The following is a 19710-nucleotide window of genomic DNA, read 5'->3' on the forward strand; positions in this document are numbered from 1 at the left end:
GGATGCGGTTATGAAACGGAGCCCCTTCAGGATGCTGGGGAATTGGCAAGGATGCCAGGCATGGACGCAAGATTAACAAGAAGGAGGTGACTATGTGGTTTAAACATCTAACCGGTTTTACCGAACAGGGCGCAGCACAAGTTCAGCAAATGCTTTCGTTAGAAAACGGCGTGCTGACCAGCCGTGCCAATGGTAAAACATTTCAGGTAGGGCATTTAGTCACTCCGACTTTGGCTGATTTGAAAGCGGAATCTGCCGCAGTTATGCAAAGCTCTGCTTTTAATGCTCAGCCAATCAGTGTGCAAGAAGTGATCGCCGATGTACAAAGTCTGCATGCGGATCCAAAGAATGCTGGCGCACTGTTTCAGGTAGCATCACAGTTTAACTTGCTTGAAATGATAAACCCCGATGTCACACCAGACATGGGTGTAACCGGATACGAAAATGACCGCACCCAAGGCCCTGCCTGCGCTATGGCATGTGGCGGCGGGCTTATTTACCGCAATTATTTTGTACCGGTAAATGGTGAGATTGGCCAAACTGCTGAACGGCAGCTAAATATGCTCGACCAGTTCGAGCAACAGTTGCTGCCTCTAGTCAATGAACATGCTAAGCAATCCTTTGAAAGCTTGTGGCAGATGAAAAATGGCTATGCGCTGCCAAGCGCTGCACAATTAAAGGCGATTAATCTCACCCTCGAACAACTATCGCCTGCAAAAATTGAAGAACTTTCCGGTTCGATAAAAATCGGTGTGCAATACGATACCCAGGTAACCCTACAGAATTACTCGCATTTAGTTAGCCAGGCTTATTGTTCTGCCATGCCAGTAGCCTACAGTCACCAAAGCAGTGAATTGTGGCAACCGCTGGCGAGTTTAATTTTGCAGGCAGCGTATAACGCAACCTTGGCTGCCGCAGTGATTAATGCCCAGAGAACCGGCAATAATCAGGTTTATTTAACGCTGTTGGGCGGAGGGGCCTTTGGTAATACGGTAGAGTGGATTATTCAGGCGATAGAGAACGCTAATGATTTTTACAAACACAGTGGACTGGAAATCAAAATAATCAGTTTTGGTCGCAGTAAACCAATTCTGCGCTCGTTGTTGTCATAATAGTGCCAAGTTAATTTCGTAGGAAAAAACTAATTATGGATCTTAACCAAAGATTTGAAGACTATAAAAGTTATGTCAGTAATTTTTTATCTGGCTCAGAAACTAGGAAGCCGGATTTTTATGCTATCGCAGTATTTAAATGCCTTGCGGAACTAGAAAATGAGAACAAAGGCGAAAGTCATGACAGCGGCATCAAAATAATTACCAGAGAAGAGCTTCAACAGCGTGTTCAGTCATCTTTTACCGCAATTGGTAATAAACGAAGAGGTGAAGTAAACAAGTATTTATCTCATAGATACGAATATACAAAGGCTATAGAGCCAGATTTTATTAACTTTGTTTTGGAAGAGGATGGTCAAATTCACTCCAGACAAGAAAAAGTACGTGAAGGAGCAAAGAAATCAGCATATTTGATCATCGATTTCCCTAAAAAACTCGAGCTAATTAACTTTTTAACTAATCTTGACTTGAGTGGCGCCTACGAAAAACTTTCAACACAAGTTGAAGAGCAGTTTGTAGACGATGACTCTGAAAGTGTGGAGTATGAGAGTGATAGTCTGAACATGCCATTAAACCAAATCCTTTATGGCCCTCCAGGTACTGGTAAAACGTACCTCACAGTTCAGCTAGCTGTAGACGCTGCAGAACCAAGATTCAAAAAATTAATTAATAGTGAAAGCAAAGATGAAATTCGAAAAACTTACAAAATTCGATATGACGAATTGGTAAAAGAGCAACGGATACGATTTGTCACTTTTCACCAGAGTTATGGTTACGAAGAGTTTGTTGAAGGGCTGAGTGCAAAGACTGAGGGGAATCAATTAACTTACTTTGAAAAAGACGGCGTGTTTAAAGCTATTTGTGATGATGCAAAAGCTTATAGAACTGCAGCATATGAAACCGATAAAAGTGAGTTTAAAGAACGTTGGTTGGAATTTTGTTGGACATTGTCAGAAGCTGAGTCAGGAATACAAATTTCAACATTGAGTAAGAAAACTTTCTTCACCATCACTGATATCACGAATAACACTATTCGCTTTGATAAAAGCAAAGGGGATTCGGTTCATTCACTAAGTGTGAAAACACTTGAAGCAATTTACAACAACGAAAAAACTATCAAAGGTGGTTTGCAACCCTATTACCTAGCATTAATAGAGCATTTGAAACTCATTACTGTAAGATCGCAGAAAGACAGAAAGCGTAAAAACTTTGTATTGATTATCGATGAAATTAACCGCGGCAATATTTCCAAAATTTTCGGCGAGCTTATCACTCTGGTTGAGCCATCCAAACGACTTGGGCGGCCAGAAAGCCTCGAAGTGATATTACCGTATTCCGGCGATAGCTTCGGGGTGCCGGATAACCTGTACATTATCGGCACCATGAATACCGCCGATCGCTCTTTGGCGTTAATGGATACGGCACTTCGACGTCGTTTCGATTTTATTGAAATGATGCCTGACTATGATGCTTTAAGAGATGATAACGGTAATGCATATACCGTTAGTGGAGTCGATCTTGTAAAGCTTTTGGATACGCTTAATGAACGTATCGCAGCACTTTATGATCGAGAGCACATGCTTGGCCACGCCTTTTTCATGCCGGTCGTTACTGCGATAAAAGCCGGAGAACAACAAGCATTAACCGAATTAGCAAAATGCTTCCAAACAAAGATTATTCCACTGATGGCCGAGTACTTCTTCGAGAGTTGGCAGAAAATCCGTTTAGTTCTTGCTGACAATCGAAAAGAAAAAAGCATGCAACTGATCAAAAAAGAAAAAGTAGAATTTTCAGATTTGTTTGGTGATACGGATGATGAGGAAAGCTTTGACAGAGGGGTTGATACATTTAATCTTACTAAATTTGATGATGTTTTATGGCACAGTCCTGCTACCTACATAAACATGTATGAAAAAGCAAAAACCGAATGAAGCTTCAAGCTAAAGGTGGTAAGCCGGTTAACATTACTGTATTTGAATACGGCTTGCTAAGCGCAAGTGATAAGCCTGCCCATGATTCAGTGAAAACAATATCGACAGCGGCATTTGATTACCTGAAAAAATGCTGCTTATGCGATGAAACAGAATCACGGTTTTTAAAGCTAAAAATAGCGTTGGGCAGAGAGGTATTACAAGTACAAAACTATGCCGGTGTTGTGCTATGCCCGGATGGAACTCAAATCGAAATTCTGCCTAAAGTGGCTAAAGCAGCTTCGGATGCCACAGAGGTGGATAGTGCCCGACAATCTCTGTTTATGATGCTGAAATCGCTTAAACAGTTCAGGCATCTGCAAACCGAGGTTGCAGGTATTAAAACGCAAAAAATGCCACTGCTGGAAGTATTCATCGCGCAGTTTTTGCATTCAGTTAACCAGCTGATTAAAAAAGGTATCAGAAGTGAGTATGTGCGTGAGCAAAGTAACAATACGTTTTTAAAAGGCAAGTTACTGCATAGCCAACAGCTGAAACACAACTTTATCAACCAGCATCGGTTTTTTGTTGAGTTTGATAACTATTTGACCGACAAACCGGCTAATAGAGTCATTCACTCGGCATTAGCTATCGTTTCCAAGTACACCAAACTGAATAGAAATCACAAGTTGTGTCAGGAGCTGCTATTTGCCTTCAACGAGATCCCATTTAGTAAAGACCACAAACGCGACTTTTCGGCGATAACTTTGCAAAGAGGCATGGTGCACTATGACGTGCCACTTAAATGGGCGAGATTAGTGTTGGATGGCCTGTCACCGCAAGCAATGTCCGGTAAGCACCAGGCTTATTCTTTGCTATTTCCTATGGAAGCATTGTTCGAAAGTTTTGTTGCTCATTACTTAGGCAAAAATTTACCCGCTGCAACTCAGCTAACAGCGCAGGTGCAGGGAAAATCTCTTGTGCTCTACGGTGACAAAAAATATTTTTTGTTGAAGCCAGATTTGATGTTAATGCCAGCAGGACTGCCATCCATTATTCTGGATACAAAATGGAAGCTTTTAGACCAGACCAAAAGCGACGGCAAAGACAAATTCGGCTTGTCACAGGCAGACTTCTATCAAATGCTCGCATACGGTTACAAGTATTTATCGAGCAGCGGTCAGCTGGTTCTTATTTACCCCAAAAGCGCCCAGTTTGATAAACCCTTGCAGCATAGCTTTGTGTTTGACGAAGAACATCAGCTTCGGTTGTATGTGATCCCATTTGATATAGGGCATCGAGCAAAAGTACGTCTAGATTTAACCGCAGTGGGGTTACCTCATTTAAATCCTGCATAAGGTTAATCATCGCTCCCTTTAATCAGGTTATCTGCCTGAAAAACGTACACTGAGCATCTGCACAGTATGGCGTGAATTTCGAAACGCCCTAATATGACAGCACACGGATGACATGTCACTGTTGGTTACATAAAGTTAAACGCAGATGACAAGGAACAGGTGCAGGGCGCACCAACAGGATGTAATAGAGATTAACCAGGCAGGGATGCCACCTTAAGCGAACCAAGGAGAGCAAAATGAACTATGCCCAGCGCGAGCTGTTTTTAATTGCGCTTAAACAGCAATTTACCGACATTTTTAATACCAGTAAAGCGAGTAAAGATACTGCTGAGTTACGCTTTCGTGCCCAGGGGTTTGTGCATGCTGGCGAGCTGCTTGAACTGTGCAGCAGAGCGGAAGTAAAGCAGTTGATGGAAGATGTACACAAAGACGTGTTTGGTATTTCGGTGGCAGAGCGCAAGCCAAAAGAATACGACCGTCGCCAACAGGCATTAAAGCTGGGTGATTATGACTACTTTGACGAACCGGCGTTTAACCGGCTTAGATAAAAGTATGTTACAGAACTATTGTAATTCACCCCGAAAATCAATGTTCTGACAGAGCGTTATGCCTTGAACAATTTTAAGGGGGCTTGATTATTTATACTGTACAGTGATGATTTTTAGAGTTAAATTCGATAGGTATTGCTAATTCAGGGACGAATAATTGTGTCAGTCAGTTTGATGCTACTAACAAAAGATAATATCCAAGCCGATTGATACAGGAACAAATGCAAAATATGAACTCGACTAATTTTGAATTTTTACGACCAGATAACAATAATCTGGCTAACCTTTGCGGCCTGGCCGAAGCGGTTCTGTATATCGATCCGGGTAGCACACTCGTGCGTCTGCGTAGTTTTGCCGAAGAACTTACCAAAACTATCTATAAAGAAGAGTTGCTACCGCGTATGCCGCAAGCAAGCTTCTATGAGTTGATTAAAAGCCCGGTGTTTGAAGACTGCGTAAGCAAGTCACTTATCTATCAAATCAACTTTATCCGTATTAAAGGTAACGATACTGCACATGGTGCCGAAGGCGAACTGCAAAATGCGCAATTGGCACTGCATACGGCTCATCAACTGGCAATTTACCTGGCAGTAAAATATTACGGCAAAGATAAAAACAGCATCCCAGCCTTCGTTGAAGTACAAGACCCATCCAAAGCACTTAATCAGCTGCAGAAAACGGTGTCAGAATACGAGAAGGAACTGAAAAAACAGCAAGAAGATTTGGAAAAGGTTTTCGAAAAGCTTGATGCTGAGCGTGCAAAGAATGCCGATAAAATCGGCTTGCCGCCGAAGCCTGTACTGCAACGGCAAAAACAACAAAGCCAGCAAGTTGCTGACAGCCTACAGTGGAGTGAGGCTAAAACCCGGGCGTTAATGATTGACGCCATGCTGCTGCAAGCAGGCTGGGATGTTACTGACCCAGATAAAGTGGGGCAGGAAGTCGAAGTTGAATTTCCGAATAACCCCAGCGGTAAGGGGTATGTAGATTATGTGCTATGGGCCGACAACGGCCAGCCACTGGCAGTAGTAGAGGCAAAAAAATCAGGCAACACCAGCCTGCAGGCCGGGCGTGAGCAGGCGCGTATGTATGCAGACTCGCTTGAGCGTATGGGGTATCAGCGGCCGGTAATTTTCTACACCAACGGCTACGAAACCTTTATCTGGGATGACGCCCAGTACAACACCTACCGGCCGGTTTATGGCTTTTATAGTAAAGACAGCCTCGACTACGTGATTTACCAGCGCCAATATCGCGCGGCAGAACTTGAGCGGTTTAACCCGGATTTGAATATCGCTGATCGGCCATATCAAATTGAGGCGATAAAAACGGTCGCAGCACATTTTCAAAAGCAGCGACGCAAAGCATTAATTATTCAGGCCACCGGCACGGGGAAAACCCGGGTTGCCATTGCTTTGGCAGAATTGCTGCTAAGAACCGGCTGGGCTAAGCGCGTGCTGTTTTTATGTGATCGAAAAGAGCTGCGGGTGCAAGCCGATGATGCGTTTAAACAAAGCCTGCCCTCTGAGCCACGATGTGTTATTGGTGAAACTAACAAAATTGACCAAAGTGCCCGCGTATATATTGCCACTTACCCAGGCATGATAAACCGCTTCGCCCAGCTCGATGTCGGCTTTTTTGACCTTATCGTTGCCGATGAGTCGCATCGCAGTATTTATAATAAGTACCGCGACCTGTTCGATTACTTTGATGCTTTGCAGGTAGGGTTAACGGCAACGCCGGTGAAGTTTATCAGCCGTAATACCTTCGATATCTTCGACTGCGAAACCACCGATCCCACTTTTGAATTTGGTTTAGATGCGGCAATCAACAACGAGCCCGCCTACCTGGTGCCGTTTAGAGTAAAAGATCTCACTACCGATTTTCTGCGCGATGGCATTCACTACAGCCAGCTAACGGCAGAGCAGCAGCGACAGCTGGAAGAAGATCTTGGCGAAGAAGAAGCCCGCAACACCACTATTGCCGGTAAAGACATTGGTCGCAAAATTTTCAGCGAGGATACTGACCGTATCATTCTGGAAAACCTGATGAATAACGGCATTAAAGATGAAACCGGTTCATTGGTAGGGAAAAGCATTATTTTTGCCCAGCGTCAGGACCACGCCGAGCATTTAGCCAAGTTATTTTGCGAGAAGCTCTACCCGCAATACGGCAGCAAGGTATGTAAGGTTATCCACAACGATATTCCACATGTAGAAAGCCTGATTAAAGAATTTAAAAAGGCCGACAACGATTTTCGCATTGCTATCTCGGTCGATATGCTTGATACCGGTATCGACGTGCCAGAAGTGGTTAACTTAGTTTTTGCCAAACCGGTTAAAAGCTGGGTAAAGTTCTGGCAAATGATAGGCCGGGGAACACGCTTGCGGCCAAATTTGTTCGGGCTGGGTAAGCATAAAACCGAATTTTTAATTTTTGACCATTACGGCAATTTTGAATTTTTTGAACAGGAATACCAGGAGCCGGAAGATACCGGCGGTAAATCGCTGCTACAAACTACCTTCGAAGCAAGGTTAGCATTGGCTCAGGCTGCCTTAAAACATAACCATGCCGAGGCGTTTGATACGGCCGTTTCACTTTTACGCGCCGACATTAATGACTTGCCGGATAACAGTGTTGCCGTCAGACGAAAATTGCGCGTGGTGCATCAACTACAACAGACAGATTTACTGAAAAAGCTGGATGCTAAAACCCAGCACCTGTTAATAAACGATATTGCCTCACTGATGGCCGCTCGCGTGCTGCGCGATAAGCACGCCACGCAGTTAGATAAACTGATGGCCGCTATAGAGCGTTGCCTGGTAGAGCAAGCCAGCTGTTTTGAGGATGGCCGCAACGAGTTACTGGCCGAGCTGGATAAACTCGCGGTAAATATTCAGGCGGTAAGGCAAAAAGATGCGGTAATTGCCAGGGTTCGTACTGGGGCATTCTGGCAAAACCCCAGTGTAGCCATGTTAGAACAGGTGCGGGAAGAGCTGCGGGGCATTATGAAATACCGCCAACAAGCAACTGGTCCGGGTTATGACACCGCAACCACCCGCACCCGGGATGCTGGGGTAAACGAAACCGAGCGGGAAGTAAAAATTGCCGGTGCCAATGAAGCCATGCTTTATCGGCGCAGGTTAAAAGCCATCTTAGAGCAGATGGTTGCAGCAAATCCAACCTTACAAAAAATTCGCAAAGGCGAACCTATTGCCGAGCAAGAATTACAAAGCCTGACCTCAACCATTTTAACCAGTCATCCGGGTGTCAGCCTTGAGGTGTTAAACGAATTTTACGGCAGAACGGCTGAGCAGCTGCATATTACGGTGCGGGAAATGATCGGCGTAGACGTGCAAGCTATAGAAGAGCACTTCAAACGCTTTTTGCATAGCCATCCCACCCTTACTGCTAAGCAGGTGAGTTTTATGAACCTGCTTAAAACCTATATTGCCCAGCATGGCAGTATTGTGATTGAAAAACTTTATGATGCGCCTTTTACCTCGCTCTCGCATGAGGGTATAGATGGCGTATTTGCAGCTGATGACATTACCGATTTAATTTCAGTGCTTAAGCCTTTTATGCAATCCGCAGCGGCAACACCCCAAAATCAACTTAAAGGTTCACAGGAGTGACAATGCAAAATATTGAATGGACCACCAGTTTAATCGTGCTCGCTATCGTCGCTGCAGTAGTCTTAGTGGCACTCGGTTACTTTGTCGCTAAAGCATTAGCCAGCAGTACTGTGGCAGCACTAAACATGCAGTTACAACAGGCACAGCAAGCGCTGGATCAAGCCAGCAACCAAAACCAGCAGTTGCAGCATAGGCTTTCTCAAGCAGACGAGGCTTTACGGCAAAAAGAACTGGCAGAGAGTAAACTGCAGGGCCAGCTCGATGCTGCAAAAGCGAATGAGCAGCGTTTAACGGATGAGCTGGCCAGTCGCAAGGCTGAGTATCAACAGCAGAGCCAAACACTCGACACTGCTCGAGATCAAAAGCACCTGGCAGAGAAGAAGCTTGAAAATGCATTAACAGATAATGTTGCTCAAAAAGAGCTAGTGCAGGAGCTGCGTGATCGTTTAAATAAAGCCGAGAATGATATATTACAAGAACGCACACAGGTCAGCCGGCTAAAAGATGCTCTGGCGCAAGAAGGAAAAAATGCCAAAGAGCTTGAAGCCTCAAACAACGATGCCCGTGAACAGTTAAAAGAGGTAAAACAGCAATCGGTAGAGCAGCAAGCAAAATACAGCCAGCTCCAGGAACGCTATCAGACGTTAAGTAACGAACACACTGAACTGCGAACCACTCTTCAGCGCAAAGAAGAGCATTTTAAAGAGCAAATGCAGCAGCTAAGCGAAACAAAACAGTCGCTTACCAAAGAGTTTGAAAACCTGGCCAACAAAATATTCGATGAGAAAGGTAAAACCTTTACCCATACCAGCCAGGCCAGTATCGACAATATGCTTAAACCGTTCCGTGAGCAAATTGAAGGCTTCCAAAAGCGGGTTAATGAAGTGCATGACGTGTCGCTACAAGGTAACAGCACCCTGAATGCAGAAATTAAAAAGGTGCTGGATATCGGCCTGCAAATGAGCAAAGAAGCAAATAACCTCACGTCTGCTTTAAAGGGTGACTCACAGCAGCGAGGAGCCTGGGGAGAGGCGCAACTGCGACGTACCCTTGAAATGGGTGGGTTAATTGAAGATGCGCATTTTGAAGTACAAAGCCCGTTTAAAGATGCTGAAGGACGAAATAAACAAACTGATTATTTAATTAAATTGCCCGATGGTAAGCACATCATTATCGATAGTAAGGTTACTCTCAACGCCTATGATCGTGCTATATCGGCAGAAACACCAGAAGAGCACAATCTGGCAATGCTTGAGCACGCCAAAGCCGTACGCAAACACATTGATGATCTAGCCTCTAAGGACTACACCAATTTAGTTGGCATGCGGAGTCCCAGTTTTGTTTTGATGTTTATGCCCATTGAACCTGCCTATATCGAGGCACTGAAAAACAACAAAGACCTGTTTGAATATGGTTACAAGAAAGGCATTGTGCTGGTGTCACACACCACACTAATCCCAATTCTTCGCACCGTGTCAAACTTATGGATGATCGAACGCAGCAATGCTGAGGCACGTGAAATAAGTGAGAAGGCCGGTGATATCTTTAATCAGGTTTGCCTGGTGGCTGAGCGCTTAAGCAAATTGGGCGGCACCTTAAGCACCGTCAGCAATCACTATAACGCCACGGTAACTGCGCTTGCTGGTCAACAGGGGTTATATGGCAAGGTAGACCGCTTTAATCAGTTGTCCGTTAAGGTGAGCAAAAGTTTGCCACAGCTGGAAGCGGCACATATGGATTTTGAAACCGAGCGGCTATCGTTAATTGTCGAACCGATTGAAGAAAATACACAGCAACCAGAAAACAGCCGCATAGCAGGCGATGTTCTGCTAGCATCCCAGCCCGAATCAGAAACAGCAGTAAATTAATAAGCGAGCGATGCAATGCTAACAGGCCAAATTCGTAACGATATCGACAAACTCTGGGAGAAATTCTGGACCGGCGGTATCACCAACCCATTAACGGTAATTGAGCAAATCAGTTATCTGATGTTTTCCCGCATGCTCGACATGCAGGAAGACATGGCCGAACGCAAAGCCAACCGCACGGGTAAAGACTTCTCCAGGCTGTTTCCCAATACACCGGAAGGCCAACTGCTACGCTGGAAAAACTTTAAGCAAAAAAGCGGTAAAGAGCTGCAAAACCACTTAAAACAACAGGTGTTTCCGTTTTTCGCCACGCTGGGTAAAAAGTCTGATCAGCAAGACGGCTTAGGCGAAGAAGGCAGCGCCATAGAGGCGCTTGGCCATATTGGCGAGTATATGCAAGATGCCGACTTAGAGATAAAAAACGAGTCGGTACTGGTAAGTGCTATTGAAATGGTGGACGCACTGCCGCTAACGCAAAGCGATGTTAAAGGTGATATTTACGAATACCTGCTTAGTAAGCTGACTACCGCCGGTATTAACGGCCAGTTTCGCACCCCAAGGCACATTATTGATGCCATGATTGAGCTGATGAACCCTCAGCCAACAGACATTATTTGCGACCCGTCATGCGGCACCGCAGGTTTTTTGGCCCGCACCATGGAATACCTTAACCGCGTGCACTCCAGTGACGCGGGTATTTTTACCGATGAAGACGGCAACAAGCACTTCACCGGTGATAAGTTAGAGCCGTATCGTGACCATATCAACAAGCAGATGTTTTGGGGCTTTGACTTTGATACCACCATGCTGCGCGTATCCAGCATGAATATGGCGCTGCACGGGGTTAATGGTGCCAATATTTTGTACCAAGACAGCTTAAGTAAATCGATTAAAGAGCACTACCCACGCCAGGAAGAGAACTTTTTTGACATTGTGCTGGCCAACCCGCCGTTTAAAGGCAGCCTGGATGAAACCAACACCAACCCAGATGTACTGGGCTTGGTTAAAACCAAAAAAACTGAGCTGTTGTTTGTCGCGCACATCATACGCTCGCTTAAGCTTGGCGGCCGCGCCGCGGTGATCGTGCCCGACGGCGTACTGTTTGGCTCATCCAAAGCACACCAGCAATTACGCCAGCAACTGCTGGAAAACAATCAGCTTGAAGGAATCGTCAGCTTACCTAGTGGCGTGTTTAAACCCTACGCTGGGGTAAGCACTGCCATTTTACTGTTTACCAAAGGCGGCACTACCGAGCGGGTATGGTTTTATGATTTACAAGCCGATGGCTACTCGCTGGATGACAAACGCACCGAGCTTAAAGGCGAGGGCAGTAATGACTTGCCAGATGCGATTGCCAAATGGAAGCAATACCGCCAGCTGGTGGAAAGCAATGCCGCAGAGGCTGACATTGAAAAAGCTTTTGGCGATAAGAAACAAAAAGCCTTTGTGGTAGATGCCAAAGATATCATCGAGCACAAGTTTGACCTGTCGATAAACCGCTACAAACAAGTGGTGTATGCCGAACAGCAATACGAAGACCCTAAGCAAATTCTGAAAAAGCTTAAAGCGCTGGAAAGCGAGATTATGGCTGATCTGGATGAGCTGGAGGCCATGCTGTGAGTTGGCCGATGGTGAAATTGGGAGATCTTTTTAAGGTCACATCTGGCGGAACTCCTTCTAGGTCTGTTCCTGAATATTACGAGAATGGTGACATTCCGTGGATAAAAACAGGCGATTTGCATCATAGGTATATTGAGCATGCTTCGGAATACATTACCTCTGCTGGGTTAAACGCATCTTCGACGAGACTTTATCCTTCTGGGACTGTTTTAGTTGCCATGTATGGGGCAACCATCGGTGCCTGCTCAATACTCAGAATCACAGCCTGTACGAATCAAGCGTGCGCGGCTTTCACGCCTGTTGAGAAGGTAGACACCGACTATCTTTATTACTTTTTAAAACACAGTAAACCTGTATTTGTAAATGCTGGGGCCGGTGGGGCTCAACCGAATATTTCAGCCGGTTTTTTAAAGAACTTTGAAATCCCACTTCCACCACTAGCCGAGCAAAAACGCATTGCCGCGATACTGGACAAAGCCGATGCCATCCGTCGCAAACGCCAGCAAGCCATCCAACTCGCCGACGACTTCCTCCGCGCCGTGTTTTTGGAAATGTTCGGCGATCCGGTGACCAATCCGAAGGGGTGGGAGGTTAAAAAGCTCGGGGATATCGTCAGAATTCGTCGGGGAGCTTCACCTCGTCCAATCAAAGAGTTCCTCGGGGGAACAATTCCATGGATAAAAATTGGAGACGGATCAAAGGGTGATCAAATTTACCTTCATGATACTAAGGAATATGTCACTAAGGCTGGTGCTGAAAAAAGCCTTTATCTAAATGAAGGTGCTTTAATATTCGCAAATTGTGGAGTAAGCCTTGGATTCGCCCGCATACTGAAAAAAGCGGGCTGTGTGCACGATGGATGGTTAGCATTTGATGAAATAAATCCCAGTTTTAACAAAATTTTTCTTCTGAAGTGGCTCAATCAGCTTACAAGTCATTTTAGAAAGATTGCTCCTGATGGCACTCAACCAAATCTCAATACGGGCATTATGAAGCAGCAAGAATTGATATGCCCTCCTGTTGAGTTACAAGAGCGATTTGAAAACATCGTTCATTTGACGGACTCGATGCTAAATAAACTCAAAACTGCTGAGTTGGCTGACGAGCAGCAATTTTCGGCGATTAGCCAAAAAGCCTTTTCCGGCCTGTTATAACGTAAATAACAAGGATGTTATGAATATCGAACTAACCACCATTAACGATAAATACGTTTATGCCTTAAGTGCCGCGGCCGATTGGCTGACGGTATCGGAGTGGGCGCTACAGGTAGCGGAGGTATTCCCCGATTTACTGGCTAATGCCGACGCGCAGGCGGCTTGGCTCGTCAAAGGTTTTTAAAGGTAGCTGAAGAACAGATTTAAAGATGAAAAGGAGTGAAGGTGTCTGAATCAAGCGTTGTTGAAGTATGGCTACCAGTCAAACGGTATCGGTTGACAATCAAGCATCGCATTTTGACTGAATTGGGCGAGATTTCACATTTCATCCTGAATGTTCTGCATAAATATGAGCTACCTTTACAATCAATTTATGACATTACAGGTCTTAATGAGCACCAACTTCAACCTGTAATTGAGAGATTACAAGGTCTGAAGTTTATTAACGATGATCTTCAGCTAACAGAATCGGGAAAATTAACCGCTTATGCTCTTAGTCACTTACATGGTAAAGAAATTGAAGTCTATATGGATCAGAATTATGGCTCTTATTCCAGTTCTTGGTTCTTAGCTTTAAGCAATTGCGAATCCATACAAGCACTACCTGTTTCTGCTATCCAAGTCGAAACTCCGGGAAATAAAAAGTCTAATTACACTGAAGATTGTTTCCAACAAACGCAGAGATTTAAGAAAAGTCTTCCTGAGATTTTGCCGTCGCTTATTTCAGATTTTCAGCATTTTGCAGATTTAAAAAATGGCAAGTGGGGAATGGAATGGGATATCACTTTATTTAGCGTTGAGGAAAATCAACAACATGGTATCTGCATAACATTGCCGCTAAAGCGACATGATAATGCGATGCAACGCAATGATAACCTTAAAAAACCACTGCGTTTATACACCAGACTTTTAGTTTTAACGACCAACTGTAAGCAGCCAACGGGCTTTGAATGGCTGGACAAGCGAAGCTTAGCGCCTTTGGTAAACGTCTATTCTGAACATGACAACGAAGTGTATAACGACATTCCTTTATTTTATGACAGTGTTGACGGTACTGAATTAGTAGATGGTACGTTAAAAGATAACTCAACTTTTCATGAAGGTAAGGCTAATAAATTACTGCTGCATGCGATAGAGAACGAGATGTTTGACCCTTTATTGTCGATAGAGCACTATTTTTCACTAGCCTGGCAATTGCATGAATTTAGCTACTCTGAAGTAATTGAAAATATAAGTTTTTCAAATCTAATTAGGATCGATTAGTGATGAAGGTGGTAGATAAATATCAGTCGTTTGCTGAACATTTGTTTGAAGATAAACATGTAAGAAAGTATGGAATGATGCTTGTAAAGCATGGCTTTAAAGGCGCGGCAAAAAGGGTAAATCCTGTAGCCATCTATGCTGATGCAGCCTTATCAGTTATCAGTGCCTTTAATAGTTACTTTGAATATGCTCGTGAGCGTGAGATAACAAAGCAGATACTCGCCCAAAATAAGCGCATTGAAGCGGAATTAAAATCACAATTAGAAATAATGAATATTAAGTATGAAACTGCACTGGCGTTGGGTGATGAGAGAATTAAAGAGCTGTCAGACAAAGCTAAACTATCTGAGCTACAAATGAAAAATTTTATTGTGCAAATTGGCAAGCAGGTAAATATAGCTAAAACAATGCAGACGTGTATTCGACATGAGCGTGAAAATGGTTGTAGTTTCAAACAACTTCAAGATTTACAGGGTAATTTAGATCATTATTTACGCTCTTGTTTAATGATATTAATGGAAAATGTTGAATAAAGGAGAGTTAGGATGAAGAAACCGCAGCCAATCCAAGGTGAGTATGTTCCCCGAAATAGAACAGCTGAACCTACGAAAAGTACTTCTGAAACAAAACCTGATACTGGTCCAGCAATCCTGAATGACATGTTAGGAAAGCTTGATGGTGCTCAGGTGCAGCAAATTTTTACCTCATTAGCGAGTGGTTTAGTCGAGCTGGGTTCCAATGCTCTTAATTACGGTAAAGAGCGTGAAATAACAAAAAGGGTGTATGCCCAAGCTGAAGCTGATATTAAGAAATATGCAAGCGATGTTGCTCGAACTAAGGAAGAAGAGAAAACAAAGCGAAAAGAATTAAAAGTTAATGGTGACAACAACCGAAATAAACATCTTGAAAACATGATCTCAGAGACTAACTCGCATGTTCAAGTAATGGCAATCTTAAGACAAGTTGAAAGTGGTGCAATATCTCCTCAGGATTTAGTTAGTCTTATACACCTAGTTAAAACTAAGGAGGCTTAATGATTCACTTAGTGATTGGAGGTGGCATTATTTTAACGGCTGCTGCCGTTTCCTGGCTCTACAATCAAAAGACTGATGATGAATTAAGACGCCAAAGACAAGCATACCAAGACCGTGATGATATCCGGAGTAAATACCAAAATGCGTCAAGTCGGTTTCGTGAGAATCATATCACGCAGCGAAGAGAGCAGGCGTTGTCCTATAAGAGCTTGTTATTAAAAGAGCTTGATACTCATGCAAAGAAAGTTCAACCAATAGTTAACGCCTACAATGAATTGTTCGAAATAATACAATCAGAAATTAATGCCGACAGCACTAGCCCATATCGAAAGTCTGCTTTAAGAAAAGAATATGCAAGATTAGAAGATGCTAAATTACGTATCATAGAGTACGATAAGTACCTTAGCCATGAGCGTAGTAAAATTAGCGAGCTTTGGGCGAAAGGGCATTATGATTGGCTGATGCAGCGAAAAGTACCTGATGCGCTTTTACCCGTAGAGTGGCTGTATCTAGGTAAATTACTGGTTGTTGATTTTTCAGATATCGATAAGCCCCTTGAAGGAAGTCGGCATATTCTGAATTTTACAGGTGTTAACGGTGAGGCAGAAAAACAAAAAGCGTTAGCTTTGAGCTACGGCAATGAATTTCCAATTTTAGTAGTGAAGGGCCAGAGAAATCGCTTTTTTGGTTGTGTTGCTAAGGGAATTGCTTTCCACGACTATATTAGATTAAACCGACCTTTAGAGATCGTTGTTGAGCGTTATACCAGTGTAAAAAAACAGTATCTGTGTAGTTATTTTGACGGACTTGGAAGTGTAAGTCTGCCCGCTCAGAATTTAATACATACCAGCTTACGTTGCATTTCTGGGCAGCGTTTGGAGGTATATTTTGATAGTTTTGACGCAACGTTGGCGCATGATCCTTTCGGAACCAAAATTGATGGCAAAAAACTGCCACCACCATCAGTCACTGAGAAAGCACCATCTATTCAAAGGTATGACGAACTAGAGTTATATATCGAGATTGATGATAACAATTTGGTGAAAATTCCGGCAGAGTCTTCTTTTTTTGAAACTGATACAAATTGGTCTTTCTTATCTTTTGAATTAAACGATTACAGCATCCGTCTTACAAAAGGGCAGGTAGAGTTGGAGTGCGAGCTTACTGAATCACTAGACGGTTTGAGAGTTAAGAGCGTTTTTATCCACAAAAAACCACAGATTGGAACAGACTTGCCGTTTGAATTCATCTTAATCACTGCTGAACTCGATAGCAGCGATTTGTTTGGTTGGAAATATGGTATAGAACAATTACTTAACTTTGTAAGCCAGCTAACAATTAGTTCAACTTTGGCATTCGAACGAGCTAAACAAATAGAGTTTTTTAAACGCTGGCAACATGTTGTGGAGTACCAACGTAGGCAAGAGAGTGAGCGAAGTGTTGATTTTGAATGTATCCCAATGATTAATCAGGATAAAAACACTTATTACCAGTTGAAAATTGATAACGGTATTATCCAGGCTGCAACTGTTAACGATAGCTCTGTGTATTCTTTTATGAGTGATATAGAGAAATCTGATAGTGCACATTTTTTTCATTCCTGTCGTTTGCTTATTTGGGACGAGTTTCAAGCAAAATATATCCCAGCAATAGAGCGAAAAAAGCTTAATAAAGTTAGCTACTTACTGGAGCAAGGTAATGTTTTTATCGACGCACCACTATTCAGTTATCAGAAATTTGATTTTACAAATGCAAACAAGTTTCGATTAACTATAACTAAACCTAACGCAGCCTTGCAAAGACAACAGCAAGCATTAGATGCATTTTTTGAAGACCGGTTAATTGAGCCAAGGCTCAAAGAGATATTTTTAGCTCCCACTGCCTGCGCAGCAGATATGATTGCTAAGTGGTGGGATTACGACATTGATTGGAGCAGTCAATTAACTGAAAGCCAAATGAATGCTGTTAAAACAGCGTTATCGGCTAAGCATATTGCAATGATACAAGGCCCACCTGGTACTGGAAAAACAACCGTTATTGTTGAGATGCTCTATCAAATTTTAAACGACAACCCTAAACAAAGAATATTAGTTGTTTCCCAACAAAACACTGCAGTGGATAATGCGATAGTAAAATTTAAAGAAAAACACCCTCATTTAGTATCTAAAGGAGTAAATGTCGTAAGGGTAGGTAATCTGACCAAGATAGCCGACGAAATTATAGAAGATCACTTTGACACTATATTTACGCAATTCATTGAATATTGCTTAACACAGTCGTTAAATAAAGTTAATTCAATTGAAGATGTGAAATTAGATGCTTTGTATGAGTGGCGCGCGCTTTTAACTCAGATCAAAGAGTCCGGAGGGCAACATAATGTTTCGGACGAGTTCTTCACTACGATGTTGATGGACAAAAATATTATCGGTGCTACATGTGTAGGTCTTGCTGCTAGAAAGGCTGGAGTTGATCATTTGAGCTTTGACGTTGCTATCGTTGATGAGGCTGGTCGAGCTACAGTGCCGGAACTTCTAATCCCTTTGCTACGTTCAAAAAAAGCGATATTGATTGGAGATCATCATCAACTCCCGCCAAGTATTGCACCTGTTCTGCGTGAGGATAGTGCAAAAGAAGAAATGTCATTTCTTGAAGAAACTTTTTTGGAGCACAGTTTTTTTGAGATGCTATTCGAACAGTTACCTAAAGCGTGCACAGCGCAGTTGACTGAACAGTTTCGCATGGCCGCCCCAATTGGCAATTTAGTAGCGAAGTTGTTTTATTCCAAAGATGGCGAGAATCGACTAACGAATGGTTCAAAAGATCCATTGAATACCAGTGACTTCGCTGAGCGGGATTGTTTAATTTGGGTTGATGTCTGGGGCAGGCAGCAAAAACCTCATGGCACAACAAGTTTTGAGAATGAAGCAGAGGCAAAAGCCATACAAATCTATCTGATAGATTTATCAAATAGATTTACGCGAAAAATTGATGTTGCTGTGATAACGCCTTATGGAGCTCAAAAGAGGTTAATCCGCAAGCTTCTTCAGCCATATGGTACTGGTCAAATTATCAACGTCGGTACACTGTCGATAAAAGTTGATACTGTCGATAGTTTTCAAGGTAGTGAGGCTGAGCTAGTTTGTTATTCAACTGTAAGAACACATGGTTCACTGCAGTTTATCTTAGATAAAAAGAGGCTTAATGTTGCATGTTCACGAGCTAAAGAGAATCTAATTTTCTTTGGCAATAAAAGGCATCTTGAGAGCCATGAATCTGAAGGTAAGAACCTGTACCCAGTTATTATAAGTTCTGCAGAGAAGTATGCTTGGAAGAACAGTAAAATAAGTAAAATCGACAAGAAGTCATTAAGCTCTGCCTCTGTGGCCGATTAATCACAAAAGGTCACCCAATAAGGAAATTTATGCCTATACAAACCCCAGCTTTTAAGCTTATTTGCCCGTCTTGCGGCTGGAGTAAGCTATTTCCGCCGATGGGCGATGTTCGTTTTCCAGGTCAGGTGCCGGATATATGCCCTTCTTGCGGCGGTGAGCAGCTAAACCGAGTTAAACCAAACATCGCTGAAAAAATGCTAGTTAGCATCAAATCCAAGCTCTGACCAATCGGGAAAGTATAATGGCGCTATTTAATACCGACTGGACCAAAGAGCTTGAGCAGGTAAACCAGGTGGCGAAGAAAATTATTGATGATGATATCTCGCCACTAATCGACCAAAAAATAGGCTTAATTAACACCCATGCTGACGAGCTGATGCGCAAGTCAGCCTATCAGGCCGAAACCCTGGCCGATAAGCTGCTAAAAGAAATTACCATACAGCGCCAACAGCTGGTGGCTGATGTAACCAAAATAGGCCTTGTTTTTTTACTGGCGTTTACGCTTTCAGGCGCGTTGCTGATTTGGTTGTTTTTCATGTTTAAAAATGGGTTTGTTTGACCAAAGCAATTAGCGAGATTGCAGGCAAAAGCTTTACTTGGTATGACAATGGTGTTGTTAGCAGAGCCTACAGTGAGTTACAGCAAGTTTCTGGCGGAAGCAAAACATGAATTACATGAAGAACACCAAGTAAAAGAACAACCTCAAGAACAAGAAGCGTCTCAACTAAAAGACGAGACATTTGCAGAAAGCATACTCGAGTAGATATGCACGAATAAACATTATAACAATTGGGAAATGCAGTGATGAGCATGGAC

The 19710-nt window shown here is 43.2% G+C and carries 15 protein-coding genes; all 15 read left to right on the plus strand.

Going from position 1 to position 19710, the window contains the following annotated elements; genetic code table 11:
* The first annotated feature begins 92 nt into the window (after positions 1 to 92).
* The 15 genes from I4W93_RS04430 (at position 93) to I4W93_RS04500 (ending at position 19657) form a co-directional block, all read left to right on the plus strand.
* Positions 93 to 1112, plus strand: coding sequence for a hypothetical protein (locus tag I4W93_RS04430; protein WP_205310586.1), 1020 nt, complete (start codon positions 93 to 95; stop codon positions 1110 to 1112).
* A 35-nt stretch (positions 1113 to 1147) separates the two neighbouring features.
* Positions 1148 to 3043 (plus strand): McrB family protein, encoded by a 1896-nt coding sequence (locus I4W93_RS04435; protein ID WP_224673249.1) that lies wholly within the window; start codon positions 1148 to 1150, stop codon positions 3041 to 3043.
* Positions 3040 to 4380 carry an McrC family protein gene (locus I4W93_RS04440; RefSeq protein ID WP_205310585.1) on the plus strand — a complete coding sequence of 447 codons (1341 nt, stop codon included), beginning with the start codon at positions 3040 to 3042 and terminating at the stop codon, positions 4378 to 4380. Before I4W93_RS04435 ends, I4W93_RS04440 begins: the two co-directional genes overlap by 4 nt.
* A gap of 236 nt (positions 4381 to 4616) precedes the next feature.
* Positions 4617 to 4928 (plus strand): hypothetical protein, encoded by a 312-nt coding sequence (locus I4W93_RS04445; protein ID WP_205310584.1) that lies wholly within the window; start codon positions 4617 to 4619, stop codon positions 4926 to 4928.
* Between the two features lie 230 nt (positions 4929 to 5158).
* On the plus strand, positions 5159 to 8563 hold the full coding sequence (locus tag I4W93_RS04450; protein WP_205310583.1) for a type I restriction endonuclease subunit R: 3405 nt from the start codon (positions 5159 to 5161) through the stop codon (positions 8561 to 8563).
* A 2-nt stretch (positions 8564 to 8565) separates the two neighbouring features.
* Positions 8566 to 10431: a DNA recombination protein RmuC gene (locus I4W93_RS04455; protein ID WP_205310582.1), complete on the plus strand. Its 1866-nt coding sequence runs from the start codon at positions 8566 to 8568 to the stop codon at positions 10429 to 10431.
* A 15-nt stretch (positions 10432 to 10446) separates the two neighbouring features.
* On the plus strand, positions 10447 to 12051 hold the full coding sequence (locus I4W93_RS04460) for a type I restriction-modification system subunit M (protein ID WP_205310581.1): 1605 nt from the start codon (positions 10447 to 10449) through the stop codon (positions 12049 to 12051).
* Entirely contained in the window at positions 12048 to 13205 is a 1158-nt protein-coding gene (locus tag I4W93_RS04465; RefSeq protein WP_205310580.1) for a restriction endonuclease subunit S, read from the plus strand. The genes I4W93_RS04460 and I4W93_RS04465 overlap by 4 nt, the downstream gene beginning before the upstream one ends.
* A 19-nt stretch (positions 13206 to 13224) precedes the next feature.
* Positions 13225 to 13389: a hypothetical protein gene (locus I4W93_RS04470; protein ID WP_205310579.1), complete on the plus strand. Its 165-nt coding sequence runs from the start codon at positions 13225 to 13227 to the stop codon at positions 13387 to 13389.
* A gap of 41 nt (positions 13390 to 13430) precedes the next feature.
* Positions 13431 to 14468 carry a hypothetical protein gene (locus I4W93_RS04475; RefSeq protein WP_205310578.1) on the plus strand — a complete coding sequence of 346 codons (1038 nt, stop codon included), beginning with the start codon at positions 13431 to 13433 and terminating at the stop codon, positions 14466 to 14468.
* Between the two features lie 2 nt (positions 14469 to 14470).
* Positions 14471 to 15001: a hypothetical protein gene (locus tag I4W93_RS04480; RefSeq protein WP_224673250.1), complete on the plus strand. Its 531-nt coding sequence runs from the start codon at positions 14471 to 14473 to the stop codon at positions 14999 to 15001.
* Positions 15002 to 15013: 12 nt separating this feature from the next.
* On the plus strand, positions 15014 to 15502 hold the full coding sequence (locus tag I4W93_RS04485) for a hypothetical protein (RefSeq protein ID WP_205310576.1): 489 nt from the start codon (positions 15014 to 15016) through the stop codon (positions 15500 to 15502).
* Entirely contained in the window at positions 15502 to 18894 is a 3393-nt protein-coding gene (locus tag I4W93_RS04490; protein ID WP_205310575.1) for a DEAD/DEAH box helicase, read from the plus strand. The genes I4W93_RS04485 and I4W93_RS04490 overlap by 1 nt, the downstream gene beginning before the upstream one ends.
* Before the next feature lie 241 nt (positions 18895 to 19135).
* Positions 19136 to 19453, plus strand: a complete 318-nt coding sequence (locus I4W93_RS04495) for a hypothetical protein (protein ID WP_205310574.1) — start codon at positions 19136 to 19138, stop codon at positions 19451 to 19453.
* An 18-nt stretch (positions 19454 to 19471) separates the two neighbouring features.
* Positions 19472 to 19657 (plus strand): hypothetical protein, encoded by a 186-nt coding sequence (locus tag I4W93_RS04500; protein ID WP_205310573.1) that lies wholly within the window; start codon positions 19472 to 19474, stop codon positions 19655 to 19657.
* Positions 19658 to 19710 lie beyond the last annotated feature (53 nt).

The sequence above is a fragment of the Rheinheimera maricola genome (assembly GCF_016918075.2).
GTDB classification, from domain to species: Bacteria; Pseudomonadota; Gammaproteobacteria; order Enterobacterales; family Alteromonadaceae; genus Alishewanella; species Alishewanella maricola_A.